The organism is Serinicoccus kebangsaanensis (genome assembly GCF_008919445.1).
Classification (GTDB): Bacteria; Actinomycetota; Actinomycetes; order Actinomycetales; family Dermatophilaceae; genus Ornithinicoccus; species Ornithinicoccus kebangsaanensis.
Genome location: NZ_VSLG01000011.1, coordinates 1 through 26,223, shown reverse-complemented (window position 1 = coordinate 26,223; position 26,223 = coordinate 1). Strand labels below are relative to the sequence as shown.

Sequence of the window (26,223 nt, the reverse complement as noted above, 5' to 3'; positions counted from 1 at the left end):
GACCGCACGATATGCGTCGACCGGCCGCACGGTTTGCGTCGACCGGCCGCACGACGTCACTGCCGGTGCGCCCAACGTGGATCGCGGCCGGACAGCCCCAGCACCCGGTCGAACGTCGACGCGTCGTCGGGCACCTCGACCGGCGGCCCGAACATCCCGTCGCGGGCCTCGGCGTCCGTCTCCGCGTCACCGCTCGGGGTGACGATGGGCAGCACCGCCTCGGCCTCGTCGTCAGGGACCTCGTAGTCCTGCCCCGTCGCGACGGCCAGGTCCCACCCGTGCAGCAGCACCTCGTCCAGGGCGACCAGTCCGCAGGCCTCGGCGGGGAAGGTCACCCCGCCGGCCGTGGTCATCCCCTCCCAGGCCGACTCCTCGGACCAGGCCTGGGCGAGCGCCGTCAGCCGGTCGCGCAGCTGCTCGCGCCAGGCGTCGGGGAGCGGCTCGTCGCTCACCTCCGGGGGCGTCTGGGTGGTCGGCCCCTCGATCTTCGCCGCCGCGTCGCGGAACGCGACGGTGAGGCCGAGCACATGGTGCAGCAGCGCGGTCACCGTCATGTCCTGGTTCGGCGTGGGCGCCCCGAGCTGTGCGTCGTCGACGCCGTCGAGCAGGCCCGCGACACGGGTCGTGGCCGGGGTGAGGTCGATCATGGTTGTCCCTTCGTCGGTCCCGTGCCCGGTCAGACCTGCCGCACATCACGAACTCATCGGTGGCCCAGTGCCTATCCGGCCGTGGGCGCGGACGCCGCCTGCAGGTCCTCGCCCACGTCCCCGCTGACGCCCCGTCGCGCCGCCCGCCGCCCGAGGGTGAAGACATACACGAAGAAGAGGGCCAGGGCCAGCACCCCGATCCCCACACGGGCCCACGTGGGCAGCGGCGAGGGGGTGACGAACCCCTCGATCACGCCGGACACGAGCAGCACGAAGACCAGCCCGACGGCCACACCGGCGGCCGTGCGACCCTCCGCGGCCAGGCTGCTCAGCCGGGTCCGTGCGCCGGGCGCCACCCAGGACCAGAACAGCCGGAGCCCGACGCCCGCCGCCACGAAGATCGCCATCAGCTCCAGCAGCCCGTGCGGCGTGATGAGCCCCCAGAAGACGTCCGCCCGACCGTGCCGGTGCATGAGCGAGCCGATCACCGCGACGTTGGCGATGTTCTGCCACAGCAACCAGATGACCGGCACCCCGAGGATCCCCATGCCCAGGCAACGCGCCGCCACCCAGGCGTTGTTGACCCACACCAGCGTGGAGAAGCTGCTCGCGGCGTGCTCGGAGTAGTAGGACTCGAAGCTGACGTTGACCAGCTCGGTCACCTGCTCGGTGCTCAGCAGGGACTGCTCGACCACCGGGTTCTGCACCAGCCACCACCCCAGGATGAGGCCGACCACGACGTTGGCCGCCGCCGTGATCCCCCACCACCACCGCAGGCGGTAGAGCGCGGCCGGGAAGTCCTCGGCGAAGAACCGACCGATGCCGGACCAGCTGACCGTCCGCACCCGCGCCGCGCGCGCCCGCGCCCTTGCCACCAGGGTGGACAGGTGGCTGACCACCGTGGCGTCCGGAGCGCTGGAGCGGACCAGGGACAGGTCGGTCGCGGCGCGCTGGTAGCCGTCCAGGAGCTCGTCGGCCTGCTCGCCGTCCAAGCTGCGCTGCCGGGAGAGCCGGTCCAACCGCTCCCACGAGGCGCGCCGACGCCCCACCAGCGCATCAAGGTCCACGGCACCACCGTAGGCCATCGACCGCGCCGCGACGGTTAGAGTTCCGGTCATGGCGACCCGGGGGATCTTCGACCCGCACCGCTTCGTCACCAGCGAGGCGGTCGAGGTCGAGCTGCCCGCCGCGCAGGTCCCCACCCGGATGGTGTCCGGCCTGATCGACCTGCTCGTGATCGCGGCCGGCGTCGTCCTTCTGGTGCTGCTCCTGCCCGGGGACATCTTCTCCGCCGACGCCGCCCTGGGCCAGGCCTTCCTCATCGTCGTCATGGCACTCGTCATGGCGGGCATACCGATCACGCTGGAGACGCTCACCCACGGTCGCACCCTGGGCAAGCTGGTCATGGGCCTGCGCACCGTCCGCGACGACACCGGTCCGATCGGGCTGCGGCACGCCACCATCCGCGCTCTCGCCGGCACCTTCGAGCTGTGGATGACGCTCGGCAGCGTCGCGCTCATCACCGCCATGACCAACGAGAAGGCCAAGCGGCTGGGCGACCTCCTCGCGGGGACCTATGTGGTGCACGACCGGGTCCGGCTGAGGATGCTGCCACCACCGCAGTCCTCGCCCGAGCTCGCGGACTGGGTCGCCGGGGCCGACATCGGCGTCATCCCGGACGGTCTGGTGGTCGCCACCCGTCAGTTCCTCGCCCGGGCGCAGACCCTCACCCCCGAGGCACGTGCACAGACCGGGAGCGAGCTGTATGCCGCCGTGCTGCACCATGTCGCTCCCGCGCCCCCGGCCGGGGCGCACCCGGAGCAGGTGATGGCCACCGTGCTGGCCCGGCGGCGCAGTCGCGACGAGGAGCGGCTGGAGCGGGCCGACGCCCTCCGCGCCCGGGTGCTCCCCGAGCCCCACTGACCCTCCGTTCTGGACATCGACACGTGGGCGACGGGCACCAGAAAGCGATGTCCAGAAGTGCAGGTCACCCGTCGTAGGCCGGCTTCAGCACCGTCTCGATGAGGTCCAACCGCTCGTCGAAGGGGAGGAAGGCGGACTTCATCGCGTTGACGCCCACGCGCCGCAGCTCGGTCATCCCCCACCCCGCCCGGTCCACGAGCAGCTGCGCCTCACGCGTCATCGAGGTCGCGCTCATCAGCCGGTTGTCGGTGTTCAGCGTCACCCGGAAGCGCAGGGCGTCCAGCAGCCGGATCGCGTGCTCCTCGATCGACGGGGCCGCACCGGTCTGCACGTTGCTGCTCGGGCACATCTCCAACGGGATCCGTCGGTCCCGCACGTATGCCGCCAGCTCGCCGAGCGCGAAGGCGCGCGGCTCCTGCTGCGCCCGCCGGATCGCCCCGGCCAGGTCGTCGGTCACGGGTCGACCGTCGAGGCTGATGTCGTCGACGATCCGGATGCCGTGCCCGAGGCGCTCGGCGCCGCACCACTGGATCGCCTCCCAGATGCTGGCTAGCCCGAAGGCCTCACCCGCGTGGATGGTGAAGTGGGCGTTGGCCTGCCGCAGGAACTCGAACGCTCCGAGGTGCCGCGTGGGCGGGAAGCCGTCCTCTGCCCCCGCGATGTCGAAGCCGCAGACGGACCGGCCGCGGTGGCGCACCGCCAGCTCGGCGATCTCCCGGCTGCGCGCCGCGTGCCGCATCGCGGTGAGCATCGCGCGCACCCGGACCGGTCCGGCCGGCGCCTCGCCCGCGCCGTCGGCGACCGCCTGCTCACCCTCCCGGAAGCCCGCGTCGACCGCCTCCACGACCTCGTCGAGACTCAGGCCCGCCTCCAGGTGCTGCTCCGGGGCATACCGCACCTCGGCGTAGACGACCCCGTCCGCAGCGAGGTCGAGGACGCACTCGCGCGCGGCGCGGCGCAGCGCGTCCTCGGTCTGGAGCACGCCCACAGTGTGCGCGAAGGTCTCCAGGTAGCGCTCGAGCGACCCGCTGTCGGCGGACTCCGCGAACCACGCCGACAGCGACGCCACATCGTCGGCGGGCAGGTCGGCATACCCCTGCTGCCGCGCCAGGTCGAGCACCGTCGCCGGTCGCACCCCGCCGTCCAGGTGGTCGTGCAGCAGCACCTTGGGCAGCGCGCGGATCCGCTCCTCGGTCAGCGGCTCACTCATCGCGGTGCGCCCGCTCGAGGGTGAAGGCCGGCGCGCACACGGCGAAGTACTCGGCCCCACCCGGGCCGACGGAGTAGCGGACCCACTCCCCGGCGCGGGTCAGCACGCACTCCCCCGCGCCGACGTCGACCCGTCCGCCCTCGTGCTCCACCACCAGGTGGCCGGCCAGCACATACGTCACCTCGTCGAACTCCGGGCGCTGGCCCGGCTCGTCCCACCCCGCCGGGACGGTCATCCGGGCGACCGAGACACCGTCGTGCCCCGTGCTCGCGGAACCGGCCAGCTCCTGGATCAGCTTCTCCCCGGTCCCGGGCACCCGGACCGGCCGCAACATCGTCGGCATGCCGGTGATCCTATGCGGGTGGGGTGAGAGCTCCGCGACGGTCCCCGCTCCGCCCGTCTCGGGGCACACGCGTGCTAGGCCCGGTGGCTTAGACTTCCTCGGTGAGCACCTCCACGGACACCGCTGTCGTCACCGCCGCCGAGCAGACCTCCCGCGCACGCGAGATCCTCGGCGTCTCACGGCTCACCAACCAGGCGCTGACCCGCTGGTTGCACGGCCTGCCGGGGGTCGACCAGGTCGGGTGCGAGGCGCGCGCCGCCGGGCTGGGCACCCGCTCGATCAAGACCACCGCCAAGGCCTGGGCGATCGACACCGCGATCTCGATGATCGACCTGACCACGCTGGAGGGCGCGGACACCGACGGCAAGGTCCGCGGCCTGGTCACCAAGGCCCTCTCACCGGACCCCTCCGACCCCTCCACCCCGCACCCCGCGGCCGTCTGCGTCTACGGCGACAAGGTCGCCGTCGCCAAGCAGGCCCTGGGCACGAGCGAGGTCAAGGTGGCGGCCGTCGCGACCGCCTTCCCCAGCGGACGAGCCAGTATGCCGGTGAAGCTCGCCGACACCCAGGACGCGGTGAGCGCCGGGGCGGACGAGATCGACATGGTCATCGACCGGGGCGCCTTCCTCTCCGGTGACTACCTCACCGTCTTCGACCAGATCGCCGCGGTCAAGGAGGTGTGCGGCCCGGCCCGGCTCAAGGTCATCATGGAGACCGGCGAGCTGGTCACCTACGACAACGTCCGCCGCGCGAGCTGGCTGTCGATGCTCGCCGGGGGCGACTTCATCAAGACCAGCACCGGCAAGGTGTCGCCGGCGGCGACCCTGCCGGTGACCCTCATCATGCTGGAGGCGGTGCGCGACTGGCTGGAGCTCACCGGGGAGCAGATCGGAGTCAAGCCCGCCGGCGGCATCCGGACCAGCAAGGACGCCATCACCTTCCTCGTCGCCGTCAACGAGGTCGCCGGGGAGCAGTGGCTCACCAACACCTACTTCCGCTTCGGCGCGTCCAGCCTGCTCAACGACCTGCTGCTGCAGCGTCAGCGGATGGCCACGGGTGCCTACTCCGGCGCCGACTACATCGCCGACGACTCGCCCAGCCTCTACTGAGCCCTGCCCCTGCTGCCTTCCCCGAGGAGACGCCCACCGATGCCCACCTTCGACTACGCCCCCGCGCCGGAGTCCCGCGCGATCCTCGACATCAAGCCCTCCTACGGCCTGTTCATCAACGGTGAGTTCGTCGACGGGCACGGCGCCAGCTTCAAGACGGTCAGCCCGTCCACCGAGGAGGTGCTGGCCGAGGTCTCCGAGGCGGACGAGCAGGACGTGGACGCGGCGGTCGCGGCCGCCCGGACCGCCTACGGCAGGGTGTGGTCCCGGATGAGCGGCGCCGACCGGGGGAAGTACCTGTTCCGCATCGCGCGGATCCTGCAGGAGCGGTCCCGCGAGTTCGCGGTCCTCGAGAGCCTGGACAACGGCAAGCCGATCAAGGAGTCGCGCGACATCGACGTCCCGCTCGCGGCGGCGCACTTCTTCTACCACGCGGGCTGGGCGGACAAGCTGGACCACGCCTCGCTCGGCGACGACCCCCGCCCCTACGGCGTGGTGGGCCAGGTCATCCCGTGGAACTTCCCGCTGCTCATGATGGCGTGGAAGATCGCCCCGGCGCTGGCCACCGGCAACACGGTGGTGCTCAAGCCGGCCGAGACGACGCCGCTGACCGCGCTGCTCTTCGCCGAGGTCTGCCAGCAGGCCGAGCTGCCCCCCGGGGTGGTGAACATCATCACCGGGGCGGGCAGCACCGGCCAGACCCTGGTCGAGCACGAGGGCGTCGACAAGGTCGCCTTCACCGGCTCCACCGGGGTGGGCAAGGCGATCGCCCGCGCCATCGCCGGCACCCGCAAGAAGGCCACGCTGGAGCTGGGTGGCAAGGCCGCGAACATCGTCTTCGACGACGCACCGATCGACCAGGCGGTCGAGGGCATCGTCAACGGCATCTTCTTCAACCAGGGCCACGTCTGCTGCGCCGGCTCCCGGCTGCTGGTCCAGGAGTCGGTCGCGGACGAGGTCGAGGAGAAGCTCAAGCGGCGCCTGGGCCACCTGCGGGTCGGTGACCCGCTGGACAAGAACACCGACATCGGTGCCATCAACTCCGCCGAGCAGCTGGCCAGGATCACCGAGATGACCGAGATCGGCGAGGCCGAGGGGGCCCAGCGCTGGTCCCCGGCGTGCGAGCTGCCGAGCACCGGCTACTGGTTCGCACCGACCGTGTTCACCGGCGTCAGCCAGACCCACCGGATCGCCCAGGAGGAGATCTTCGGGCCGGTCCTGTCGGTGCTGACCTTCCGCACCCCCGGCGAGGCGGTGGCCAAGGCCAACAACACCCCCTACGGGTTGTCCGCCGGGATCTGGACCGAGAAGGGGTCGCGGATCCTGTGGATGGCCGACCAGCTCAAGGCCGGGGTGGTCTGGGCCAACACCTTCAACAAGCTCGACCCGACCAGCCCGTTCGGCGGGTTCAAGGAGTCGGGCTACGGCCGTGAGGGCGGGCGACACGGCCTGGAGGCCTACGTGAAGACGGGAGCGAACTGATGAGCACAGATACCCGGGTAGCGGTCAACAAGACCTACAAGCTGTTCATCGGGGGGAAGTTCCCCCGCAGCGAGTCGGGCCGGTCCTACGAGGTGTATGCCGCACCGCGCGGCGCGAAGACCTCGCGGACGTTCACCGACCCGGCCTTCCTCGCCAACGTGGCCAAGGGCTCCCGCAAGGACGCCCGCAACGCGGTGCAGGCGGCCCGCAAGGCGCAGTCCGGCTGGGCCGGTGCCACGGCATACAACCGTGGCCAGGTGCTCTACCGGGTGGCCGAGGTGATGGAGGGCCGCCGCAGCCAGTTCGCCGCCGAGGTGGCGCAGGCGGAGGGTCTGAGCAGCGCCCGGGCGGACGCGGTCGTCACCGCGGCCATCGACCGGTGGGTCTGGTATGCCGGGTGGTCCGACAAGTTCGCCCAGGTCCTGGGCGGGCTGAACCCGGTGGCCGGCCCCTTCTTCAACATCTCCGCCCCCGAGCCCACGGGCGTCGTGGCGGTCCTCGCACCGCAGTCGTCCTCGCTGCTGGGGCTCGTCTCGGTCGTGGCGCCGGTCATCGTGTCCGGCAACACCGCGGTGGTGCTGACCTCCCAGGACCGGCCGATCCCGGCGATCACCCTGTCCGAGGCGCTGGCGACGTCTGACGTGCCGGGCGGCGTGGTCAACCTCATCACGGCCGACACCGCAGAGGTGGCGCCCTGGCTGGCCTCGCACCGCGACGTGAACGGCCTGGACCTCACCGGCGCTGCCGGCGTGAGCGGGTTGGACTGGGGTGACCTGGAGGCCGGCGCCGCCGACAACCTCAAGCGGGTCCTGCGCCCCGGCGGCAGCGGCGTCACCGCGGTCGAGCCGGACTTCACCGCCACCCCTGCCTTGAGCCGGATGACGACGTTCCTGGAGACCAAGACGGTCTGGCACCCCAAGGGGACCTGACCCGCCGATCCCGCTCGCCGGACCGACCGACCGCACACTTTGCGCTGACCGACCGCGCACTTTGCGCTGACCGACCGCACACTTTGCGCTGACCGACCGCGCACTTTGCACGCAAACCGTGCGGCCGGTCGAGACAAACCGTGCGGCCGGTCGAGACACACCGTGCGGCCGGTCCCGGTCAGTCGACGCGGTCGATGACGATGCTGTCGGCCGTCTCCACCTCGTCGGCGGTGCCGATGGTCCAGGACCCCTCCAGCGCCTCGGTCGCACGGCCCAAGCGCTGCTCCTCGTCGGTGTGCAGCGTCATGAGCGGCTGACCCTTCGTGACCTCGTCGCCGGGCTTGGCGTGCATCACCACGCCGGCGGCGGCCTGCACCGGGTCCTCCTTGCGGGCCCGTCCCGCCCCCAGCCGCCACGCCGCCACACCCACGGCGAGCGCGTCCAGCCGGGTGAGCACGCCGTCGGCGTCGGCGACGACCTGCTGACTCTCCTTCGACTCCGGCATCGGGGCGTCCGGGTCGCCGCCCTGCGCCTCGATCATCCGACGCCACACGTCCATCGCCCGCCCGTCGGCGAGCGCCTCGGCCGGATCCACCTCGGTGACGCCTGCGCCCTCGAGCATCTCCCGCGCGAGCGCCACGGTGAGGTCGACGACGTCCTGCGGGCCTCCCCCGGCCAGCACCTCCACCGACTCGGCGACCTCCAGCCCGTTGCCCGCCGTGAGCCCCAGCGGGGTGGACATGTCGGTCAGCAGCGCGACGGTGTGCACGCCGGCGTCCTGACCGAGCGCCACCATCGTCTCGGCGAGCTCGCGCGCGTCGTCCTCGGTCTTCATGAACGCTCCGGACCCGACCTTGACGTCCAGCACCAGGGTCCCCGTGCCCTCGGCGATCTTCTTGCTCATGATCGAGGACGCGATGAGCGGGATCGCCTCGACCGTCCCGGTGACGTCGCGCAGGGCATACAGCCGCTTGTCCGCCGGGGCCAGCCCGGAGCCGGCGGCGCAGATCACCGCGCCCACGTCCTCGAGCTGGTCCAGCATCTCTTCGTTGGACAGGTCGGCCCGCCAGCCGGGGATGGCCTCCAGCTTGTCCAGCGTCCCTCCGGTGTGGCCGAGCCCGCGGCCGGACAGCTGCGGCACCGCCACGCCGCACGCCGCGACCAGCGGGGCCAGCGGCAGGGTGATCTTGTCACCCACCCCGCCCGTCGAGTGCTTGTCCGCCGTGGGCCGGGACAGCGAGGAGAAGTCCATCCGCTCGCCGGAGGCGATCATCGCCGCGGTCCAGTCGCTGATCTCCCGCCGGTTCATGCCGTTGAGCAGGATGGACATGGCGAGCGCCGACATCTGCTCGTCGGCGACGACCTCGCGGGTGTAGGCGTCGATGACCCAGGCGATCTGCTCGGGGCTCAGCTCACCCTTGTCGCGCTTGGTGCGGATGATGTCGACGGCGTCGTAGGACTCACTCATGGCGCCCAGTGTGGCGCATCGGGTGCGGCGCGTGCAGGCGACCTGACCACCGACCTAGGCGTACCTGCCGGTCTGGCCGAGGGAGGTGCACGTGCGCACCACCCGGTCCACGCGCGAGCCGGCCGGCTGCTCACCCCGCGCGGCCCGCACCTCACGCTCCAGCCGACGCAGCCCCGACTCGAACTCCCTGCGACCGCTGCCGGGCATCCCCGTCGCCCCGTCGAGCATCATGAGCGACCGCTGGGTCATGTCGTCGATCTCACCCAGCAGCCGGTCGACGTCCGCGCTCGCGCCGGTCCCTGCCGCCGCGCTCAGCTCGCGCGCGAGCCGCCCGAGGTGCAGCTGACCCAGGGACACGACCGGGTCGGTCGACGTGCTGCTGGGGTATGCCGCGGCTCCCCCTGCTGACGCGGGCTCCGGCCTCGGGGCGGGCTCGGGTTCCAACCGGTGCGGCTCGGCCGCGGGCTGGGTGCCCTGCGTCGGCAGCGGCGGGGGCGGCGCGTCGCCGGGGAACTGCGGCACGTCGATGCGCGGCAGCCCCTGCTCGGTGTCCCCGGCCGGCGGGTCCGGCGCGGCTGGCGTCTGCCGGCCCTGTGCCGTGGACCCTCCCACGGACCGGGCGCGACGTGAGCCGGTGACCATGCTGAAGACGACGGCGGCGACGATGATCGGCACGACCGGCAGGTCGATGCTGGTGAAGACGTTGAGCAGGATGACCGCCACGATGATCCCGAACCACGGCACCTGCTTGCCACGCTGCATACCTGACATCATGCCTTCCTCGTCCTCCGGTGCCGCAGCGACCCGACCCGGTGTGACATCCTCGGTCGCGTGCTCGTCGCTGACATCATGGCCCTCGTCGCTCCCTCGGTGACCGATCTGCTGCGTCGATCCCGTGGTGGGACGTCCGCCGGCGGGTCGATGTTCCCCACCATCGTCGCGCTGCGCAACGAGCGGCTGGTCGCGACCGCCTCCACGCCGCGGATCGAGGCGACCATGTCGTGCGCGACCGCCCTGGCGGTGGGCCTCGACCCCCAGGCGCTGGTCGTGGCCGCCGAGGCCCTGCTGGACGGGGAGCAGCCGGCGCTGACCTATGCCGTGATGACGCGTGACCGGCAGGCCCGGTGGGTGCTGCAGGAGGTGACCGAGACGGCCGACGAGGTGCGCTTCTCGGTCCCGGTGGACGGCGGTGAGCCGACCGGGCAGGGGGCCGGCACGCTGCGGCTGCTGGCCGAGGCGATGGGCCAACGGCCGATGGACCCGACGCAGGTCGCCCGCACCGACCGGTCCGGGACCTTCGGCGAGGAGCCGTTCATGCCGCCGGAGCAGGGCCGCGTGGTCCTCGACGCCGGCACCATCAGCACGCTCCAGGAGCGGATCGCCCAGATCGGGGGCCAGGCGCTGTATCTGGCGCGCAGCCCGGAGGCCGGGAAGCTGGCGCTGAGCGCCGGGCTCCCCCGGGCCTGCCTGCTCGGCGGCGAGCCCCCCGCCTAGGCCGGAGTGCGGTCGGGATAGCACAACCTTCATCGGCGAACTTCCCGATGAAGGTTGGGCTATCCCGACGTTGGTCCCGAGCCGGGCGGGGGGCGGCGGTCAGCGGGCGAGGTCCTCGGCCCCGAAGGCCTGGGGCAGCACCTGGTCCATCCGCAGCACACCCTCGGGCGTCTGCAGCAGGCAGTCGGCTCCCCCGTGCTCCCACACCAGCTGGCGGCACCGGCCGCACGGCATGAGGGTCTCGCCCCGGCCGTCGACGCACCACACCGCGACCAGCCGGCCGCCACCACCGGCGACGAGGTCGGAGACCATGCCGCACTCGGCGCACAGGGTCACGCCGTAGCCGGCGTTCTCCACGTTGCACCCGGCCACGACCCGGCCGTCGTCCACCAGCCCGGCGACCCCGACGGGATAGCCCGAGTAGGGGGCATACGCCCGCGAGGTCATCTCGACCGCGGCGTCGTGCAGCGGTTGCCAGTCGATCTCGGGCACGGTATGCCTCCCTCAGCTCTTGGTGTAGGGCACGCCCTCGGCGGCGGGTGGGCGGACCCGCCCGACGAAGCCGGCGACGGCCAGGATGGTGATGACGTAGGGCAGCATGAGCAGCAGCTCAGAGGGCACCCCGCTGCCGATGGTGGACAGCACGTTGCCGAGGTTCTTGGAGAAGCCGAAGAGCAGCGCAGCCATGACGGCGCCCCAGGGGTTCCACTTGCCCAGGATCATCGCGGCGAGGGCGATGTAGCCCTGACCGGCGGACATCTCGCGGCCGAAGGCCAGACCGGACCCGACGGTGAAGAACGCCCCGCCCAGCCCGGCGATCGCGCCACCGAGGATGGTGTTCCACACCCGGCGCACGTTGACCTTGATGCCCACCGTGTCGGCGGCCTTCGGGTGCTCCCCGACGGCGCGCGTCCGCAGGCCCCAGCGGCTCCGGAAGAGCATGATCTGCAGCCCGATGACGAGGGCGTACATGAGGTAGACCAGGATCGTCTGGTTGAACAGCACCGGCCCGATGACCGGGATGTCCGCGAGCAGCGGGATCCGGATGCGGGGCAGCGGCATGCGGGTGTTCCACAGCGCCTTGTTGTCCGACAGCACGGTGGAGAACAGGAAGCCGGTGAGGCCGATGATGAGGGTGTTGAGCACCACGCCGACGATGATCTGGTTGACCCGGAAGGTCACGGCGAACCACGCGAGCCCGGCGCCCACGAGGCCGCCCGCGATCGGCGCGGCGATCAGCCCCACGTAGCCCGACCCGGCTGCCGAGGCGGCCACCGCACCGGCGAAGGCGCCGAACAGCAGCTGACCCTCGATGGCGATGTTGATGATGCCCGAGCGCTCGCAGATCACGCCGGACATGGCGCCGAAGACGAGGGGCACCGACAGCGCCAGCGCACCCGCCAGCAGCGACACCATGGGGATGACGGTGCTCCGGCCCGCCCCGACGAAGGTCAGGAAGGCCAGCACGAAGGAGGCGCCGACGACGACGTGGACCCACGCCGGCAGGGGTCGCCGCTCGCGGTAGCGCCAGAACGAGAAGGCCGTGGCCGCGAGCATCACCACGAGCAGCACGACCAGGAAGCCCAGGGCGGGCACCGGGACGTTCGGGATGCGGAAGAGGTCCCCGCTGCTGCCGAACTGGAAGGTCGTCCTCGCGTCGGCGGGCGTGTCCAGCACCCAGGCGAGCAGGGTGACCAGCGCCGCCAGGGCATACACGATCGTGGACTTCAGGCTGACCTTCGGCCGCGTCCGCTGGACGCTCGTCTCGTCCGAGGGGGTGGCCTGGTGCGGCTGGGTCGCGGTGCTCATGCCGTGGCCTCCTGGGTCGTCGAGGCGGTGCGCCTGGGTCTGCGGCGGCGGTCCGGGTCCGGGAGCCGGAAGACGGTGCGGACCAGCGGTGGTGCCGCGATGAACAGCACGATGAGGGACTGCACGACCAGCACGATGTCGATCGGGGTCGCCGTGAGCGACTGCATGAGGAAGCCGCCGGCCTTGAGCGCCCCGAAGAGCAGCCCGGCGAAGAAGGTGCCCCACGGGCGCGATCGACCGAGCAGGGCGACCGTGATCGCGTCGAACCCGAAGGACGCCGCGACGCCCGCCGTGAGCGAGCGCTCGGTGCCCAGGACCTGGCCGGTGGCCGCCAGCCCCGCGAGGGCACCGGCGACGACCATCGTGATGACGGTGATCCGTCCGACCGACATCCCCGCGGTGCGCGCCGCGGCCGGGTTCGCCCCGACGGCGCGGATCTGGAAGCCGACGGTGGAGCGCTCCATCAGCCACCACACGAAGACCGTGGCCAGGATCGCGACCACGAAGCCCCAGTGCAGGCGGAAGCCGTTGTCCGGCCAGAGCCACTGCGGCACGAGCAGCGGGTAGGTCGCGTCCGGGCTCACGGCCGGGCTGCGCTGACCGGTGCGGCCGGGGTTGAAGCTCGGCAGCTTGAGCATGTAGCTGATGAGGTAGACCGCGATGTAGTTGAGCATGATCGTGACGATCACCTCGTTGGCGCCGAAGCGGGCCTTGAGCACACCTGGTATGCCGCCCCACACCGCTCCACCGATGAGGCCGCCGAGGATGGCGACGAGCAGGTGGATGACCACGGGCAGGTCGAAGGCGAAGCCCAGCCAGGCGGCGACGATGGCGCCGACGATGATCTGCCCCTGCGCACCGATGTTGAACAGCCCCGCCCGGAAGCCGACCGCGATGCCCAGGCCGGCCAGGATCAGCGGCACCGCGAAGACCATCGACTCGGTCAGCGGCTTGACCATCCCGGCGAAGCTGCCGGCCTGCCAGTCGAAGACCGACCCGCGGAACATCGCGACGTAGGCGTCGGTCATCGCCGTCCAGCCGGCCGCCAGGGTGTCGAGGGGCCGGGCGAAGAAGTAGGTGGACGCCTCGCGGGTGTCCTCGTTGGCGAAGGCGATCAGCAGCCCGCCGATGAGCAGGGCCAGCACGACCGCGAGCACCGACATCAGGGCGCTGCCGGACATGATCTGGTAGAGCACCGAGGGTCGCTCCTGCTCGCGCAGGGTGGGGCCCTGCCCCTCCCCGGTCTCCCCCGGCGGGGTCGCGGCGACGGACTGCTCCTCGCCCGCGTCGGGGCGCTTCTCCTCGGTCACGGGTGCTCCTCGGTGGTCGCAGGGGCGGAGGTATGCCGGTGCTCGCCCGTGGGCTCGCCGGCGGGACGCTGCAGGTGGTCCGGCACGCCGTCGCCGTCCAGGTCGGCCGCGCCGAGGACCGAGTGGTGCTCGGCGGCCTGCTGCTGGGCGTCCTCCAGCGGCACGCCGGCCATCATCAGGCCGAGCACGTCGCGGTTGACCCGGGTGCCGTGCTCGTCGACGGCGTCGACGATGCCGACGATGCGGCCGCGGTACATCACCGCGATCCGGTCGGCGAGGCCGAGCACCTCGTCCAGCTCGGTCGACACGATGATCACCGGGGTGCCGCGGTCGCGCTCCTCGACCACGCGCTTGTGCACGAACTCGATGGAGCCGACGTCCAGGCCACGCGTCGGCTGCGAGGCCACGAGCAGGCGCAGCGGTCGCGACATCTCCCGGGCCAGGACGACCTTCTGCGCGTTGCCGCCGGAGAGCGTGGAGATCGGGTCGTGCACGGAGGTGTAGCGCACGTCGAACTCCTCGGTGCGCTGCTCGGCGTTGGCCGCCACCGTGGCGGGGCTCATCGAGACACCGCGGGCGAAGGGGGCGGTGTCGTAGAGGTCGAGGACGAGGTTCTCCGCGATCGAGAAGGAGGACACGACGCCGTCGGTGGACCGGTCCTCGGGGACGAAGCCGATGCCGGAGCGGAGCCGCTCCTTGACGCCCTTGCCCAGGATCGGCTCGCCGCCCAGCCGGATCGAGCCGGCGTCCGCCTCCTCGATGCCGAGGATCACCTCGGCCAGCTCGGTCTGCCCGTTGCCCTGCACACCGGCGACGCAGAGGATCTCGCCGGCCCGGACGTCGAAGGAGATGTCGTCCACGAGCACGGTGCCGTTGGCGGCGATGACGGACAGCCCGTCCACCTCGAAGCTGGCCTCGCCCGGCTGGGCCGGGGTCTTGTCCACGGTGAGGCTGACCGAGCGTCCGACCATGAGCGAGGCGAGCTCGGTCTCGGTGGAGCTGGGACTGGCCTCGCCGACGACCTTGCCGCGTCGGATGACGGTGATCCGGTCGGCGATCGCCCGGACCTCGCGCAGCTTGTGCGTGATGAAGACGATGGAGGTGCCGGCCTCCTTGAGCTCGCGCATGATCCCGATCAGCTCGTCGGTCTCCTGCGGGGTCAGGACCGCGGTCGGCTCGTCCAGGATGAGCACCTTCGCGTCCCGCGACAGCGCCTTGATGATCTCCACCCGCTGCTGCACGCCGACGGGCAGGTCCTCGATCCTGGCGTCCGGGTCGACGTGGAAGCCGAAGCGGTCGGAGATCTCGGTGACCCGCCGCCGGGCCTCGTCCAGCTTGAGGACACCCGCGGCGCCGGTCGGCTCGTAGCCGAGGGCGACCGACTCGGCCACGGTGAAGACGGGCACCAGCATGAAGTGCTGGTGCACCATGCCGATGCCGGCCGCGACCGCGTCCCCCGGGCCCTTGAAGGTCGCGGGTGCGCCGTCGAGCAGGATCTGACCGTCGTCCGGGTCGTAGAGCCCGTAGAGGACGTTCATCAGGGTGGACTTGCCGGCGCCGTTCTCGCCCAGGAGGGCGTGGATCTCGCCGGGCTCGACCACCAGGTCGATGTGGTCGTTGGCGACCAAGGACCCGAAGACCTTGGTGATGCCCTGCAGTTCGAGCTTCATCGCGGTTCCTGCTTCATGCATACCTCACGGGAGGGTGGCGAGGGCGGCGGTGGTAGGCCTGCACCTCGGGGGTGTGGCGGGGACAGCGTAGCGGCCCGACCCGAGATGGGCCGGGCCGCTACCGCCGGGCTCAGCCGGTCGACGCCGTCGACCGGTGCCCGGCCGACGTCACTGCTGCGGGCTGTTCGGCGACTCGATGACCAGGTCGCCGGAGATGATCTGGTCGCGGTACTCGTCGATCTGCGTGGTGAGCTCCTCGGGGACCTCGCCCTCGAAGTCGTGGTACGGCGCCAGACCGACGCCCTCGTTCTCCAGGGTGCCGACGTAGGGCTCGTTGCTGAAGCCGCCCTCGACCGTCTCGGTGACGGTCTGCTCGACCGCGGGGCCGATCTGCTTCATGACCGAGGTCAGCATCAGGTCGGAGTACTCGGACGCGGTGAGGTAGCCGTCGGAGTCGACCCAGATGATGTGGACGCCGTCGGACTCCGACGCCGCCGCGGCGGCACCGAGCCCGACCGGGCCGGCGACCGGCATGACGATGTCCGCGCCCTGGGAGATGAACTGCTCGGTCAGGGTCTGGCCCTGGCTCTGGTTCTCGAAGTCACCGGAGAAGGCGCCCTCCTGGGCCTCCTTGTCCCAGCCGAGGAGCTGCACGTCGGCGTCGGCGTTGTCCTCGTTGTACTTCGCGATGCCGTCGGCGAAGCCGTCCATGAAGACCGCCACCGAGGGGATCTGCAGACCACCGAAGGTCGCGACCGTGCCGGACTCGGTCATGCCGGCCGCGAGGTAGCCGGCGAGGAAGCTGGCCTCGGCGGTGTTGAAGAGGATCGGCTTGGCGTTGTCCAGCTCGACCGGCGCGAAGTCGGCGTCGCTGAAGGCGGAGTCGATGAGCGCGAAGTTGGTGTCCGGGTTCTCCTCCGCCGCGGACTGGATCGCGTCCTCGAGCAGGAAGCCGACGCCGATGGTGATGGAGCAGCCCTGGGAGACCAGGTTGGAGACGTTGGTGGCGTAGTCGGTGTCCGCCTGGGACTCGACCTCGACCCCCTCGATGCCGAGGGCCTCGACGGAGGAGTCCAGGCCCTCCTTGCCCGACTGGTTGAACGACTGGTCGTCGAACCCGCCGGAGTCGGAGACCATGCAGGCCTTGAAGTCGCCGGCCTCCTCGCCGCCGCCCGCAGCCTCGCTGCTCTCGGCGTTCTCGCCGCCGGCGGCGTTCGTGTCTTCTTCGGTGGGAGCCTCGCCGCACGCGGCAAGGACGAGGGTGGCCGCCGCACCGGCGGTGGCAAGCTTCAGGACCCGACGCACGGGAAACTCCTTTGTCCTGTGGGTATGACGCGAAGATGGTAACCCTGGTGACCCGCCGGTAGGGCCTCCATGACGCGCACGTCAGCCAAGACGTGATCAGGTCGTGACCTGCGCCGTCACATCCGTCCCAGGAGTGTCAGGACGTCACGTGCGTGACTCGCTCAAGGCGGTGAACACCGACCCGGCGAGCAGCTTCGCGGCGATGAGGACGGAGCGTTCGTCCACGACGAGGTCGCCCTGGTGCAGCTCGTAGGTCGGGCCACCCGGCGTGCGGGTCCCCAGCCGGGCCATCGCGCCCGGGACCTGCTGGAGGTACCACCCCAGGTCCTCCCCGCCCATCGACTGCTTGGTCGGCTGCACCGCCCCCGCACCGAGGAGCATCATCGCCGCCTTGGACAGCGCGACGACCGAGCTGTTCTCGTTGTCGACCGGCGGCACGCCCTTGGTGTAGTGGACCGTGGCCTTGACCCCGTAGGGCGCCACCACCGCCTGCACGGTCTCGGTGAAGATCGGCTCGACCACCTCCCAGAGCTCGGCGTCCAGCATGCGCAGCGTGCCCAGGGCCTCCCCCTGGGCCGGGATGACGTTGGCCGCCGCGCCGGCGCGGACCACCCCCCAGACGAGCACCGCCGCCGCCCGGGGATCCAGCCGGCGGGTGAGCGCGGCCGGGACCTCGGTGACCACCTTGGCCAGGGCATAGGTGATGTCCTGGGTCAGGTGCGGGCGGGAGGTATGCCCGCCGCGACCGGTGATGACCACGTGCACCTGGTCGGAGGCCGCGGTGATCGGCCCCACCCGGAGCCCCACGCTGCCGACGTCGACCGAGGGGTCGCAGTGCACCGCGAGCATCCGGTCGACGCCGTCGAGCACGCCCTGCTCCATGACCTTCAGGGCGCCGCCCGGGTGGGTCTCCTCGGCGGGCTGGAAGACGAGGCGGACCCCGAGCTCGCGCGCGTGCAGCTCGTCACCGAGGGCGTGCAGCGCCAGGCCGGCGCCGAGCAGACCGACGGTGTGCACGTCGTGGCCGCAGGCGTGGCAGGCGCCCGGCACCCGCGAGGCGTAGGGCAGGCCGGTGATCTCCTCGATGGGGAGGGCGTCCAGGTCGGCGCGCAGCGCGATCCGCGTCCGTGGCTCCGGGTGACCCAGGTCGACGACCGCTCCGGTGCCGGGCAGCGTGCGCACGCGCGCACCGGCCTGGGACAGCACGCCGGCGACCAGCTCGGTGGTCCGGTGCTCGGTCCAGCACACCTCGGGGTGCTGGTGCACATCCCGCCGCCAGGTGAGCAGCTCGTCCGCGTGGGCGTCGACCTCCTCCTCGACCCGCCGCAGCACCTGCGCCAGCGAGCTGGGCTCGGGCGGGGTGGTGGTCTGGCTCAGGGGACGGGTCACGTCGGTGGTCAACGGCACTCTCCGGACGGGGCAGGGTCACCGGCCAGGATACGCGGGCACCCACGCCCGCTCCCCTCACCCCCACCGGGCGTCGCTCGTGGTCATCCTCACCCCCACCGGGCGTCGCTCGTGGTCATCCTCACCCCGACCGGGCGTCGCCCGTGGTGGCTCCGACCGCGTCCGCCACCAGGGCCGGCCCGGCATACACGAGCCCGGTGTAGAGCTGGACCAGATCGGCACCGGCCGCGACGAGCGCCGCGGCGTCGGCCCCGGTCATGACGCCCCCGACGCCGATCACCGGCCGGTCGGTCAGCGAGCGCACCCTGGCCACGACCTCCCGGGCCCGCACCGTCAGCGGCGCGCCCGACAGCCCACCCTTTTCGGCACGCGCCCGCGCGGCCTCACGAGGCACCACGCCGTCCCTCGCCAGCGTGGTGTTGGTCGCGACGAAGCCGGCCACCCCGGCGTCCAGGGCCACGGCCACGGCCTCCTCCAGCGCCTGGTCGGTGAGGTCCGGCGCCAGCTTGACCAGCACCGGCACACCGGCCGCTGCCTCCACGACGGCGGTGAGCAGGTGCCGCAGCGGGCCGGCGTCCTGCAGCGAGCGCAGCCCCGGGGTGTTGGGGCTGGAGACGTTGACCGCCAGGTAGTCCGCCAGGCCCTCCAGGGCGGCCACCGACGTCAGGTAGTCCGGCACCGCCTCGGCCACCCGCGTGACCTTGGACTTGCCGATGCTCACCCCGACCGGGATCCGCACCAGCCCGGCAGCGCGCGCCTCGCGCAGCCGCTGGGCCAGGGCCTGGACCCCGAGGTTGTTGAAGCCCATCCGGTTGATCACGGCCGTGCTCCCCGGCAGCCGGACCATGCGCGGTCGCGGGTTGCCGGGCTGCGGGAGCGCCGTGACGGTGCCCAGCTCGACGTGCCCGAACCCCAGCGCACCCCAGGCCGGGACGGCCCGCCCGTCCTTGTCCATGCCGGCCGCCAGGCCGACGCGGTTCGGGAAGCGCAGACCCAGCAGGTCGACCGGCGCGGCGGGCGGCACGGCGGATCCCGCGGCGGCGAGCAGCGCCCGGGTGGGCCAGGTGCGGCCCAGCCGGTCCGCGGCGAGCACGGTGCCGTGGTGCGCTCGCTCGGCGTCCATCCGCCACAGCACCGGACGCCCCAGGTGCCGGTATGCACGTCGTCCGGCCGTGCCGGCCAGCCGCCGTGGGAGCGTCAGAGGGATCGGGGGCACCGACATGCAGGCAACCCTAGACTGGCGCGGTGAGCACCCCGACCCGCGCCGCGCACCCGGTGGAGCGCGGCGACGGCATCGACGACCTGACCGCAGTCATCCCCGCAGGTGGCTCGGGGACCCGGCTGTGGCCGCTCTCCCGACGCCAGTCCCCGAAGTTCCTGCACGACCTGACCGGCACGGGTCGCTCGCTGCTGCAGGCCACGCAGGACCGGGTCCGTCCCCTCGCCGGGGACCGGGTGATGGTGGTCACCGGCCGTCGCCACGCCGACGCCGTCCGCAGCCAGCTGCCCGACCTGGCGCCGGAGAACCTGCTGCTCGAGCCCTCCCCCCGCAGCTCGATGCCGGCGATCGGCTGGGCCGCTGCGGTGCTCGAGCGACGTGACCCGGAGGCGGTCCTGGGGTCCTTCGCCGCGGACCACGTCATCGACGACGAGGAGGCCTTCGCGGAGTGCGTGCGGCAGGCCGTGGTGGCCGCCCGCAGCGGCGCGCTGGCCACCCTCGGCATCACCCCGCGCTACGCCTCCACCGCCTTCGGCTACATCGAGGTCGGGGACGCCCGGTCGCTGGACGGTGCCGACGGCGTCCGGCAGGTGGTCTCGTTCGTGGAGAAGCCGGACCGTGCGGTGGCCCAGGCCTACCTGGAGGGCGGCCGGCACCTGTGGAACGCGGGCATCTTCGTGGTCCGCGCCAGCACCCTGCTCGACCTGCTCGCGCGCACCGACCCCGAGATGGTGCGGCTGCTGCGGCTGCTGGCCGCCGACCCCGGTCAGGGTGATCAGGTCTGGGGCTCGCTGGAGGCCGTCGCGATCGACCGGGCGGTGGCCGAGCCCGCCGCGAGAGCCGGACGGGTCGTGGTCGTGCCCGCCGACATCGGCTGGGACGACGTGGGCGACTTCGCCTCGCTCGCCACCCTGCTCGACGACCGTCCCGAGCACGGGGGGCTGCGGGTGCTCGGCCGGTCGAGCGAGGTCGTCGCCCAGGACTCGACCGGTGTGGTCGCGGCGCACGGTAACCGCGCCGTCGTCGTGCTGGGCCTGGAGGAGGTCGTGGTCGTGGACACGCCGGACGCGCTGCTGGTGACGACCCGCGAGCGCTGCCAGGACGTGGGCGCCATGGTCGCCACCCTGCAGCGCCTCGGCCGGGAGGACCTGACCTGACGATGTCCACCGCGCCGCGTCACCCCGAGGCCCCACGACGTCCGATGAGGGACGGCGTGGGGCACCCCCTGGTCACCCGGCGGCCACCGGACACACCCGCGGAGTCCACCGCCGGCATACCTGGTGGCCCCAGGCTGGACCACGTGCGCGTCGCCATCGTCACCGAGTCCTTCCTCCCCGCGCTCAACGGCGTCACCACCAGCGTCCTCAAGGTGCTCGAGTGCCTGCGCGACCAGGGCCACGACGCCCTGGTGATCGCGCCCGGGACCAGCCCCTGGAGCCCGGTGATGACGCCCGAGCACTATGCCGGCTTCCCTGTGCACACCGTGACCAGCGTCCCGGTCCGCAAGTTCCGCGTGGGGCTGCCGTCCTACGAGATCGAGACGGTGCTGCACCGGTTCCGGCCGGACGTCATGCACGTGGCCTCACCGTTCGTCCTGGGGGTGCGCGGTCTCGTCGCCGCCCGCGCGCTCGGGATCCCGTCGGTCGCGATCTACCAGACCGACATGCCGTCCTACATCCGTCAGCACGCGGGGCCGGCCGGCGACCTGACGGCCCGGGCGGCGTGGCGCTGGATCCGGCGGATCCACGAGCAGGCCGACCTCACCCTGGCCCCGTCCACCTCGGCCCTGTCGGACCTCGCCGAGCACGAGGTGCCGCGGATCGCCCTGTGGGGCCGCGGCGTGGACGCCGACCTCTTCCACCCGGACCGTCGCGCCGACCCCGCAGCCCTCGCGCTGCGGGATCGGCTGGCGCCCCGGGGAGAGACGATCCTGGGGTATGTCGGTCGGCTCGCCCCGGAGAAGGAGCTGCACCGGCTCACCGAGCTCGCCTCGCTGCCCGGGACCCGGCTGGTGCTCGTCGGTGAGGGCCCGAGCCGGGAGATCCTCCAGGCCCAGCTCCCCGAGGCGGTCTTCCTGGGACGCCGCGAGGGAGCCGAGCTGGCCCAGGCCTATGCCGCCTTCGACGTCTTCGTCCACACCGGGACCCGGGAGACCTTCGGTCAGACGCTGCAGGAGGCCTCGGCCGCCGGCCTCCCGGTGGTGGCCCCGGCGCGGGGCGGGCCGGTGGACCTCATCGAGCCAGGACGCACCGGGGAGCTCTTCGACCCGGACGAGCACGGAGCCCTGCGTGCCGCCGTGATGCCGCTGGTCGGGTCCGGCGCGGCCGCCCTGCGGGAGCGGCTCGGGGCCGCCGGCCGGCAGCGGGTGCACGAGCGCTCCTGGCCCGCACTCGTGGATCAGCTCGTGGACCACTACTCCGCCGTCGTGCACGCCGGCCGGCGATCCGTCGCGTGACCTGCAGGGCCGCGGCAGCACCCGAGTAGGGTGACGGGGATGAGTCGACGCGACGACCCCGCCCCGTCACCGGCTTCCCCCGTCGTCGGCGTGGCGCTGCCGGTGCCGGAGCCGTGGGGCACCCATCTGCAGCGGCTGCGCATCGGCTACGGCGAGGAGCGGGCCGCCCACATCCCGACCCACATCACCCTGCTCCCCCCCACGCCGGTGTCCGGCACCGAGCTGGACGCGCTGGAGGAGCACCTGCAGCGGGTGGCGGCCCTGCACGGGGCGTTCGAGGTGATGCTGCGCGGGACCGGCACCTTCCGGCCGGTGTCCGACGTGGTCTTCGTCCAGGTGGCCAAGGGGGTGGCCGACTGCGAGCGGCTCGAGCGGGCCGTCCGGGACGGTCCGGTGCGTCGACCGCTGGACTTCCCCTACCACCCCCACGTGACGCTCGCGCACGACCTGCCGCTCCCGGCGCTGGACCGCGCCTTCCGGGACCTGGGTGCCTTCAGCTGCTCCTACCCTGCCGCCGCGTTCCGGCTCTACATGCACGACGGCGACGGCGTCTGGCGCACCCGCGCCGACTATCCGCTCGCCGGGTGAGGATCAGGCCGGCGGCAGCTTGAAGACCTGACCCGGAAAGACCAGGTCCGGCGCCTCGATGCCGTTGAGCCGCACCATCTCCTGCAGGTCGACGCCGCGCTCCTCGGCGATGCCGGCCAGCGTCTGCCCCGGCTGGACCGTGACTGTCGCATACCTCGTCACCTGGTCCGGAGTGTGCGGTGACGACGACGGCGCCGGCTCCGCCTCAGGGGTCCGGTGTCGCGTGCGGGTGCCGGGCCGCGCCCCCCGGACGTCGTCGAGCACGCCCTTGATCCGGTCGAACAGTCCCATCGCTCGCTCCTCTCGTGCGGGCCGGAACGGTCCGGGTGCCCGCGGTCGTGACGACGGCTCGCTGGCACGCTAGCCCAGGCGTCGGAGGTCGGGCCACTCGGCCGCCTCCCGCCACGGACCGGGTGCTAGCGTCGAGCGCGTCAGCCGCCCCAGTCCTCCCCCAGGAAGGTCCTTCTCGTGAAGACTCCCGTCAAGGTCGCCGTCACCGGCGCGGCCGGTCAGATCGGCTACAGCCTGCTCTTCCGCCTCGCCTCCGGCGAGCTGCTCGGCAAGGACACCCCGATCGAGCTGCGCCTGCTCGAGATCACGCCCGCCCTCGGTGCGCTGGAGGGTGTCGTCATGGAGCTCGACGACTGCGCCTTCGACACCCTGGCCGGCGTCGAGATCGGCGACGACCCCAACCAGGTCTTCGACGGCGTCAACGTCGCCCTGCTGGTCGGAGCCCGGCCGCGGAGCAAGGGGATGGAGCGCGGAGACCTGCTCGAGGCGAACGGCGCCATCTTCACCGCCCAGGGCAAGGCCCTCAACGCGCACGCCGCCGACGACGTGCGGATCACGGTGACCGGCAACCCGGCCAACACCAACGCCCTGATCGCCATGAGCAACGCCCCGGACATCCCGACCGAGCGCTTCTCGGCGCTGACCCGGCTGGACCACAACCGGGCGATCGCCCAGCTCGCCGCCAAGGTCGGCGCGCCGGTCGGCGAGGTGTCGCACATGACCATCTGGGGCAACCACAGCGCCACCCAGTACCCCGACCTGTTCCACGCCGAGGTCGGCGGCCGCAACGCGGCCGAGGCGGTGGGTGACCAGCAGTGGATCGAGGACACCTTCATCCCGACCGTCGCCAAGCGCGGCGCGGCCATCATCGAGGCCCGCGGGTCCTCCTCCGCGGCGTCCGCCGCGTCGGCCACCATCGACCACGCCCGCGACTGGCTGGGAGCCTCCCCCGAGGGCGACTGGGTCTCGATGGCCGTCCGTTCCGACGGCTCCTACGGCGTCGAGGAGGGGCTGATCAGCTCCTTCCCCGTCACCACCCGTGACGGTTCCTACGAGATCGTGCAGGGTCTGGAGATCGACGACTTCTCCCGGGGCCGGATCGACGCGTCGGTCGCAGAGCTGGCCGAGGAGCGCGCCACCGTCACCGAGCTCGGCCTGGTCTGAGCAGCGCGGCCGGGCGGGTCACACCAGGCGCAGGGTCGAGGCCAGCACGGCCACCGCGACCCCCAGCACCAGCAGGGTGAGGACGTCGATCCAGCGCCCACGGACCACCAGTCCGCCCGCCCGGCCCGCCGGGAGCACCGCCCGCAGCACGGCGAGCAGCCCCAAGGTGCCGCCGAGCGCATACCCGTAGGCCCGCAGGTTCGACGACATGAGCAGCATCCCGGCGGCCACCAGCCCCAGCACGGCGAGCCACCACGGCCCCAGTGGACGGGTGCCCGTGCTGACCAGGGGCTGGCTCTCGTCGGCGTCCCCCGTGGGGCTCATCCGACCCGCTTGGCGGCCCGCTCCGCCGCCTCGACGACGTTGCTCAGCAGCATCGCCCGCGTCATCGGGCCCACCCCGCCGGGGTTCGGGGTCAGCCACCCCGCCACCTGCGCGACGTCCGGGTGGACGTCTCCGGCGATCTTCCCGTCCCGCCGCGCGACGCCGACGTCGAGGACGGCCGCCCCGGGACGGACCATGTCGGGGGTGATCATGTCGGGCACCCCCGCCGCCGAGACGATGATGTCGGCGCGGCGCGTGTGCTCGGCCAGGTCCCGCGTCCCCGTGTGGCACAGGGTCACGGTGGCGTTCTCGCTGCGTCGGGTGAGGATCAGCCCGAGCGGCCTCCCCACGGTGAGACCGCGCCCCACGACGACGACCTCCGCGCCCGCGACCGGCACGTCGTAGCGGCGCAGCAGCTCGACGCACCCCACCGGGGTGCAGGGCAGCGGCGCGGGCTCGTTCATGACGAGCGCACCCAGGTTGGTCGGGTGCAGCCCGTCCACGTCCTTGGCCGGGTCCACCCGGGACAGGATCGCGAACTCGTCCAGACCGGTCGGCTGCTGCACCAGGAAGGCCGTGACCGCCGGGTCGGCGTTCAGCTCGTCGACGACGCCGAGCACGTCCGCCTGGCTGGAACCCGCGGGCAGGTCCCGCCGGACCGAGGTGATTCCGACCTGCGCGCAGTCCTTGTGCTTGGCGCCGACGTACCACGTGCTGGCGGGGTCGTCGCCGACCAGGACGGTGGCCAGGCCGGGCACGACGCCCCGCGCCGCCAGCGCCTCCACCCGGGTGCGCAGCTCGTCCTGGATGGTCGCGTGCACGGCCTTGCCGTCGAGGATGGTGGCGGTCATGCCAGGCAGTCTAGGACTGCCGACGGGGCGACCGGGCGCGCGGGCCGCGGCACGTCGCCACGGGTTGCTACCGTCCCCTCGTGCCTCTCCCCGACGCGCGTCCCGAGCCAGCCGTGCTGCTGCGTCCGCTGCGGCCGGACGACCTCGCCGCCCATGCCTCGGGCTGCGACGACCTCGTCGACCGCTGGGTGAACGGCGGCCGCGCCAGCACGACCGAGGAGCACCTGGCCTGGCTCGAGCGGATGGCGCACGCATGGCGCGCGGGGGCGGACGTGGTGGACCTGGCCGTCGAGGACGCCACGACGGGAGAGCACGTCGGGGTCGTGGGGATCCAGCGAGGCCTGTCCTACCTCCGGCCCGGCGAGGTCAACCTGACCTACACGATGTATGCCGGTCGCCGGGGGCGTGGCTATGCCACCGCCGCCACGCGCGCGGCGATGCAGCTGGCGGCCGACCAGGCACCGGTCACGCGGTTCCTCATCCGGTGCGACCCGGCCAACCACGCCTCGGCCGCCGTCGCGCGTCGCCTGGGGTTCCGCCACGTCGGGATCGTGGCCGAGCCCGACGGATGGAGCGGCGACCGGTACGTCCACGAGTGCGGGAGCGGCTGACCCCGGTCGGTCACTCCCAGTCGATGCTGTCGTCGGAGTCGACGTTGAGGTCGACGAGCAGCTCTGTGGCGAGCTGCTCCAGCGCCGCCCGCAGGGCGGGGAGGTCAGCAGCCTCGGGCACGCGGAGCCGGGCCCGTGCGGCGAAGAGGTCTCCCCCGGCCTGGGGCGTCGGGACGACCTTGGTCTGCAGGTCCTCGACCGAGACCTGCTGCGCGGCCAGGGCGCCGGTGATCTCCTTGATGATCCCCGGACGGTCGTTGCCCACGAGGTCGAGGTGCAGCAGCTCGCCCTCGGGCGCGGCCGCCGACGCCGCCGTGTGCACGGTCGTCTCCAGCACGCCGGTCCAGGACGCGATGGCCTCGACCAGCTCCTGGGCACGCGCGTCCGGGACGTCGACCGTGACGATCCCGGCGAACTTGCCCGCCAGCTCGGCCAGCTGGCTGCGCTCCCAGCTCCCGGCGTGCTCGGCGATGACGTCGGCCAGCGCGCTGACCAGCCCTGGGCGGTCGTCTCCGACGACCGTGATCACGAGTGTCGCCATGCGTTTCTCCTATGTCAAGCCGCGGCTGGTTGGCGCATCGGCTGGACGGTGTTGTGGTGATGGGCGTCGGTGG

The 26,223-nt window shown here is 72.4% G+C and carries 27 protein-coding genes; 10 read left to right on the top strand and 17 right to left on the bottom strand.

Features of this window, described 5'->3' with window-relative positions:
• Window positions 1-56: 56 nt before the first annotated feature.
• Together FXF60_RS11860 and FXF60_RS11855 are read right to left on the bottom strand one after the other, a co-directional pair.
• On the bottom strand, window positions 57-647 hold the full coding sequence (locus tag FXF60_RS11860) for a TIGR03086 family metal-binding protein (RefSeq protein WP_151526186.1): 591 nt from the start codon (window positions 645-647) through the stop codon (window positions 57-59).
• Window positions 648-718: 71 nt separating this feature from the next.
• A complete protein-coding gene (locus FXF60_RS11855; protein WP_151526185.1) occupies window positions 719-1,714 on the bottom strand; it encodes a stage II sporulation protein M in 996 nt (331 codons plus the stop codon).
• A gap of 49 nt (window positions 1,715-1,763) precedes the next feature.
• On the opposite strand from FXF60_RS11855, the gene FXF60_RS11850 reads away from it, so the two are divergent.
• Window positions 1,764-2,570, top strand: a complete 807-nt coding sequence (locus FXF60_RS11850; RefSeq protein WP_151526184.1) for an RDD family protein — start codon at window positions 1,764-1,766, stop codon at window positions 2,568-2,570.
• A 64-nt stretch (window positions 2,571-2,634) separates the two neighbouring features.
• Here FXF60_RS11850 and FXF60_RS11845 read toward each other — a convergent pair whose 3' ends face one another.
• Window positions 2,635-3,780, bottom strand: a complete 1,146-nt coding sequence (locus tag FXF60_RS11845; RefSeq protein WP_151526183.1) for an adenosine deaminase — start codon at window positions 3,778-3,780, stop codon at window positions 2,635-2,637.
• Window positions 3,773-4,123 (bottom strand): cupin domain-containing protein, encoded by a 351-nt coding sequence (locus FXF60_RS11840; protein ID WP_151526182.1) that lies wholly within the window; start codon window positions 4,121-4,123, stop codon window positions 3,773-3,775. The genes FXF60_RS11845 and FXF60_RS11840 overlap by 8 nt, the downstream gene beginning before the upstream one ends.
• A 101-nt stretch (window positions 4,124-4,224) precedes the next feature.
• On the opposite strand from FXF60_RS11840, the gene deoC reads away from it, so the two are divergent.
• The 3 genes from deoC to FXF60_RS11825 are packed head-to-tail and all read left to right on the top strand — an operon-like array spanning window position 4,225 to window position 7,643.
• Entirely contained in the window at window positions 4,225-5,232 is a 1,008-nt protein-coding gene (gene deoC, locus FXF60_RS11835) for a deoxyribose-phosphate aldolase (RefSeq protein ID WP_151526181.1), read from the top strand.
• Window positions 5,233-5,271: 39 nt separating this feature from the next.
• Window positions 5,272-6,714 (top strand): aldehyde dehydrogenase family protein, encoded by a 1,443-nt coding sequence (locus FXF60_RS11830; protein ID WP_151526180.1) that lies wholly within the window; start codon window positions 5,272-5,274, stop codon window positions 6,712-6,714.
• Entirely contained in the window at window positions 6,714-7,643 is a 930-nt protein-coding gene (locus tag FXF60_RS11825) for an aldehyde dehydrogenase family protein (RefSeq protein WP_151526179.1), read from the top strand. Before FXF60_RS11830 ends, FXF60_RS11825 begins: the two co-directional genes overlap by 1 nt.
• A 178-nt stretch (window positions 7,644-7,821) precedes the next feature.
• Here FXF60_RS11825 and FXF60_RS11820 read toward each other — a convergent pair whose 3' ends face one another.
• Together FXF60_RS11820 and FXF60_RS16565 are read right to left on the bottom strand one after the other, a co-directional pair.
• A complete protein-coding gene (locus tag FXF60_RS11820; protein WP_151526178.1) occupies window positions 7,822-9,111 on the bottom strand; it encodes a thymidine phosphorylase in 1,290 nt (429 codons plus the stop codon).
• A gap of 54 nt (window positions 9,112-9,165) precedes the next feature.
• Window positions 9,166-9,873, bottom strand: coding sequence for a hypothetical protein (locus FXF60_RS16565; RefSeq protein ID WP_192796716.1), 708 nt, complete (start codon window positions 9,871-9,873; stop codon window positions 9,166-9,168).
• A 69-nt stretch (window positions 9,874-9,942) separates the two neighbouring features.
• Between FXF60_RS16565 and FXF60_RS11810 the strand changes: the two genes are divergently transcribed.
• Window positions 9,943-10,605 (top strand): hypothetical protein, encoded by a 663-nt coding sequence (locus tag FXF60_RS11810; protein WP_151526177.1) that lies wholly within the window; start codon window positions 9,943-9,945, stop codon window positions 10,603-10,605.
• A gap of 99 nt (window positions 10,606-10,704) precedes the next feature.
• Here FXF60_RS11810 and FXF60_RS11805 read toward each other — a convergent pair whose 3' ends face one another.
• The 7 genes from FXF60_RS11805 to FXF60_RS11775 all read right to left on the bottom strand — a co-directional run bounded on the left by FXF60_RS11805 (window position 10,705) and on the right by FXF60_RS11775 (window position 19,328).
• Window positions 10,705-11,097: a cytidine deaminase gene (locus FXF60_RS11805; protein ID WP_151526176.1), complete on the bottom strand. Its 393-nt coding sequence runs from the start codon at window positions 11,095-11,097 to the stop codon at window positions 10,705-10,707.
• 12 nt (window positions 11,098-11,109) lie between these two features.
• Window positions 11,110-12,414: an ABC transporter permease gene (locus FXF60_RS11800; protein ID WP_151526175.1), complete on the bottom strand. Its 1,305-nt coding sequence runs from the start codon at window positions 12,412-12,414 to the stop codon at window positions 11,110-11,112.
• Window positions 12,411-13,724 (bottom strand): ABC transporter permease, encoded by a 1,314-nt coding sequence (locus FXF60_RS11795; RefSeq protein WP_151526174.1) that lies wholly within the window; start codon window positions 13,722-13,724, stop codon window positions 12,411-12,413. Before FXF60_RS11795 ends, FXF60_RS11800 begins: the two co-directional genes overlap by 4 nt.
• Window positions 13,721-15,394 carry an ABC transporter ATP-binding protein gene (locus FXF60_RS11790; protein ID WP_151526173.1) on the bottom strand — a complete coding sequence of 558 codons (1,674 nt, stop codon included), beginning with the start codon at window positions 15,392-15,394 and terminating at the stop codon, window positions 13,721-13,723. The genes FXF60_RS11795 and FXF60_RS11790 overlap by 4 nt, the downstream gene beginning before the upstream one ends.
• 168 nt (window positions 15,395-15,562) lie before the next feature.
• Window positions 15,563-16,699 carry a BMP family lipoprotein gene (locus FXF60_RS11785; protein ID WP_151526172.1) on the bottom strand — a complete coding sequence of 379 codons (1,137 nt, stop codon included), beginning with the start codon at window positions 16,697-16,699 and terminating at the stop codon, window positions 15,563-15,565.
• A gap of 144 nt (window positions 16,700-16,843) precedes the next feature.
• Complete coding sequence (locus tag FXF60_RS11780) at window positions 16,844-18,100, bottom strand: amidohydrolase (RefSeq protein ID WP_238335832.1); 1,257 nt, start codon at window positions 18,098-18,100, stop codon at window positions 16,844-16,846.
• 127 nt (window positions 18,101-18,227) lie between these two features.
• Window positions 18,228-19,328 carry a quinone-dependent dihydroorotate dehydrogenase gene (locus FXF60_RS11775; protein WP_151526170.1) on the bottom strand — a complete coding sequence of 367 codons (1,101 nt, stop codon included), beginning with the start codon at window positions 19,326-19,328 and terminating at the stop codon, window positions 18,228-18,230.
• A 23-nt stretch (window positions 19,329-19,351) separates the two neighbouring features.
• Between FXF60_RS11775 and FXF60_RS11770 the strand changes: the two genes are divergently transcribed.
• From FXF60_RS11770 to FXF60_RS11760, 3 genes are read left to right on the top strand one after another with little or no spacing between them, the layout of a single operon-like run.
• Window positions 19,352-20,482, top strand: a complete 1,131-nt coding sequence (locus tag FXF60_RS11770) for a mannose-1-phosphate guanylyltransferase (RefSeq protein ID WP_151526169.1) — start codon at window positions 19,352-19,354, stop codon at window positions 20,480-20,482.
• A gap of 44 nt (window positions 20,483-20,526) precedes the next feature.
• Window positions 20,527-21,780 (top strand): glycosyltransferase family 4 protein, encoded by a 1,254-nt coding sequence (locus tag FXF60_RS11765; RefSeq protein ID WP_151526168.1) that lies wholly within the window; start codon window positions 20,527-20,529, stop codon window positions 21,778-21,780.
• A 39-nt stretch (window positions 21,781-21,819) separates the two neighbouring features.
• Window positions 21,820-22,368, top strand: a complete 549-nt coding sequence (locus tag FXF60_RS11760; protein ID WP_151526167.1) for a 2'-5' RNA ligase family protein — start codon at window positions 21,820-21,822, stop codon at window positions 22,366-22,368.
• 3 nt (window positions 22,369-22,371) lie between these two features.
• Here the strand turns inward: FXF60_RS11760 and FXF60_RS11755 are convergent, their stop codons facing one another.
• Complete coding sequence (locus FXF60_RS11755; RefSeq protein ID WP_151526166.1) at window positions 22,372-22,659, bottom strand: LysM peptidoglycan-binding domain-containing protein; 288 nt, start codon at window positions 22,657-22,659, stop codon at window positions 22,372-22,374.
• A 177-nt stretch (window positions 22,660-22,836) separates the two neighbouring features.
• Here FXF60_RS11755 and FXF60_RS11750 point away from each other — a divergent pair, with 177 nt between their 5' ends.
• Window positions 22,837-23,823: a malate dehydrogenase gene (locus tag FXF60_RS11750; protein ID WP_151526165.1), complete on the top strand. Its 987-nt coding sequence runs from the start codon at window positions 22,837-22,839 to the stop codon at window positions 23,821-23,823.
• Between the two features lie 18 nt (window positions 23,824-23,841).
• Here the strand turns inward: FXF60_RS11750 and FXF60_RS11745 are convergent, their stop codons facing one another.
• Entirely contained in the window at window positions 23,842-24,147 is a 306-nt protein-coding gene (locus FXF60_RS11745) for a DUF3017 domain-containing protein (protein WP_151526164.1), read from the bottom strand.
• Window positions 24,144-24,998: a bifunctional methylenetetrahydrofolate dehydrogenase/methenyltetrahydrofolate cyclohydrolase gene (locus tag FXF60_RS11740; RefSeq protein ID WP_151526163.1), complete on the bottom strand. Its 855-nt coding sequence runs from the start codon at window positions 24,996-24,998 to the stop codon at window positions 24,144-24,146. Before FXF60_RS11740 ends, FXF60_RS11745 begins: the two co-directional genes overlap by 4 nt.
• An 80-nt stretch (window positions 24,999-25,078) precedes the next feature.
• Here FXF60_RS11740 and FXF60_RS11735 point away from each other — a divergent pair, with 80 nt between their 5' ends.
• Window positions 25,079-25,609 carry a GNAT family N-acetyltransferase gene (locus FXF60_RS11735; RefSeq protein WP_151526162.1) on the top strand — a complete coding sequence of 177 codons (531 nt, stop codon included), beginning with the start codon at window positions 25,079-25,081 and terminating at the stop codon, window positions 25,607-25,609.
• Window positions 25,610-25,619: 10 nt separating this feature from the next.
• Here the strand turns inward: FXF60_RS11735 and FXF60_RS11730 are convergent, their stop codons facing one another.
• Window positions 25,620-26,150 (bottom strand): glycine cleavage system transcriptional repressor, encoded by a 531-nt coding sequence (locus FXF60_RS11730; protein WP_151526161.1) that lies wholly within the window; start codon window positions 26,148-26,150, stop codon window positions 25,620-25,622.
• Between the last annotated feature and the right edge of the window lie 73 nt (window positions 26,151-26,223).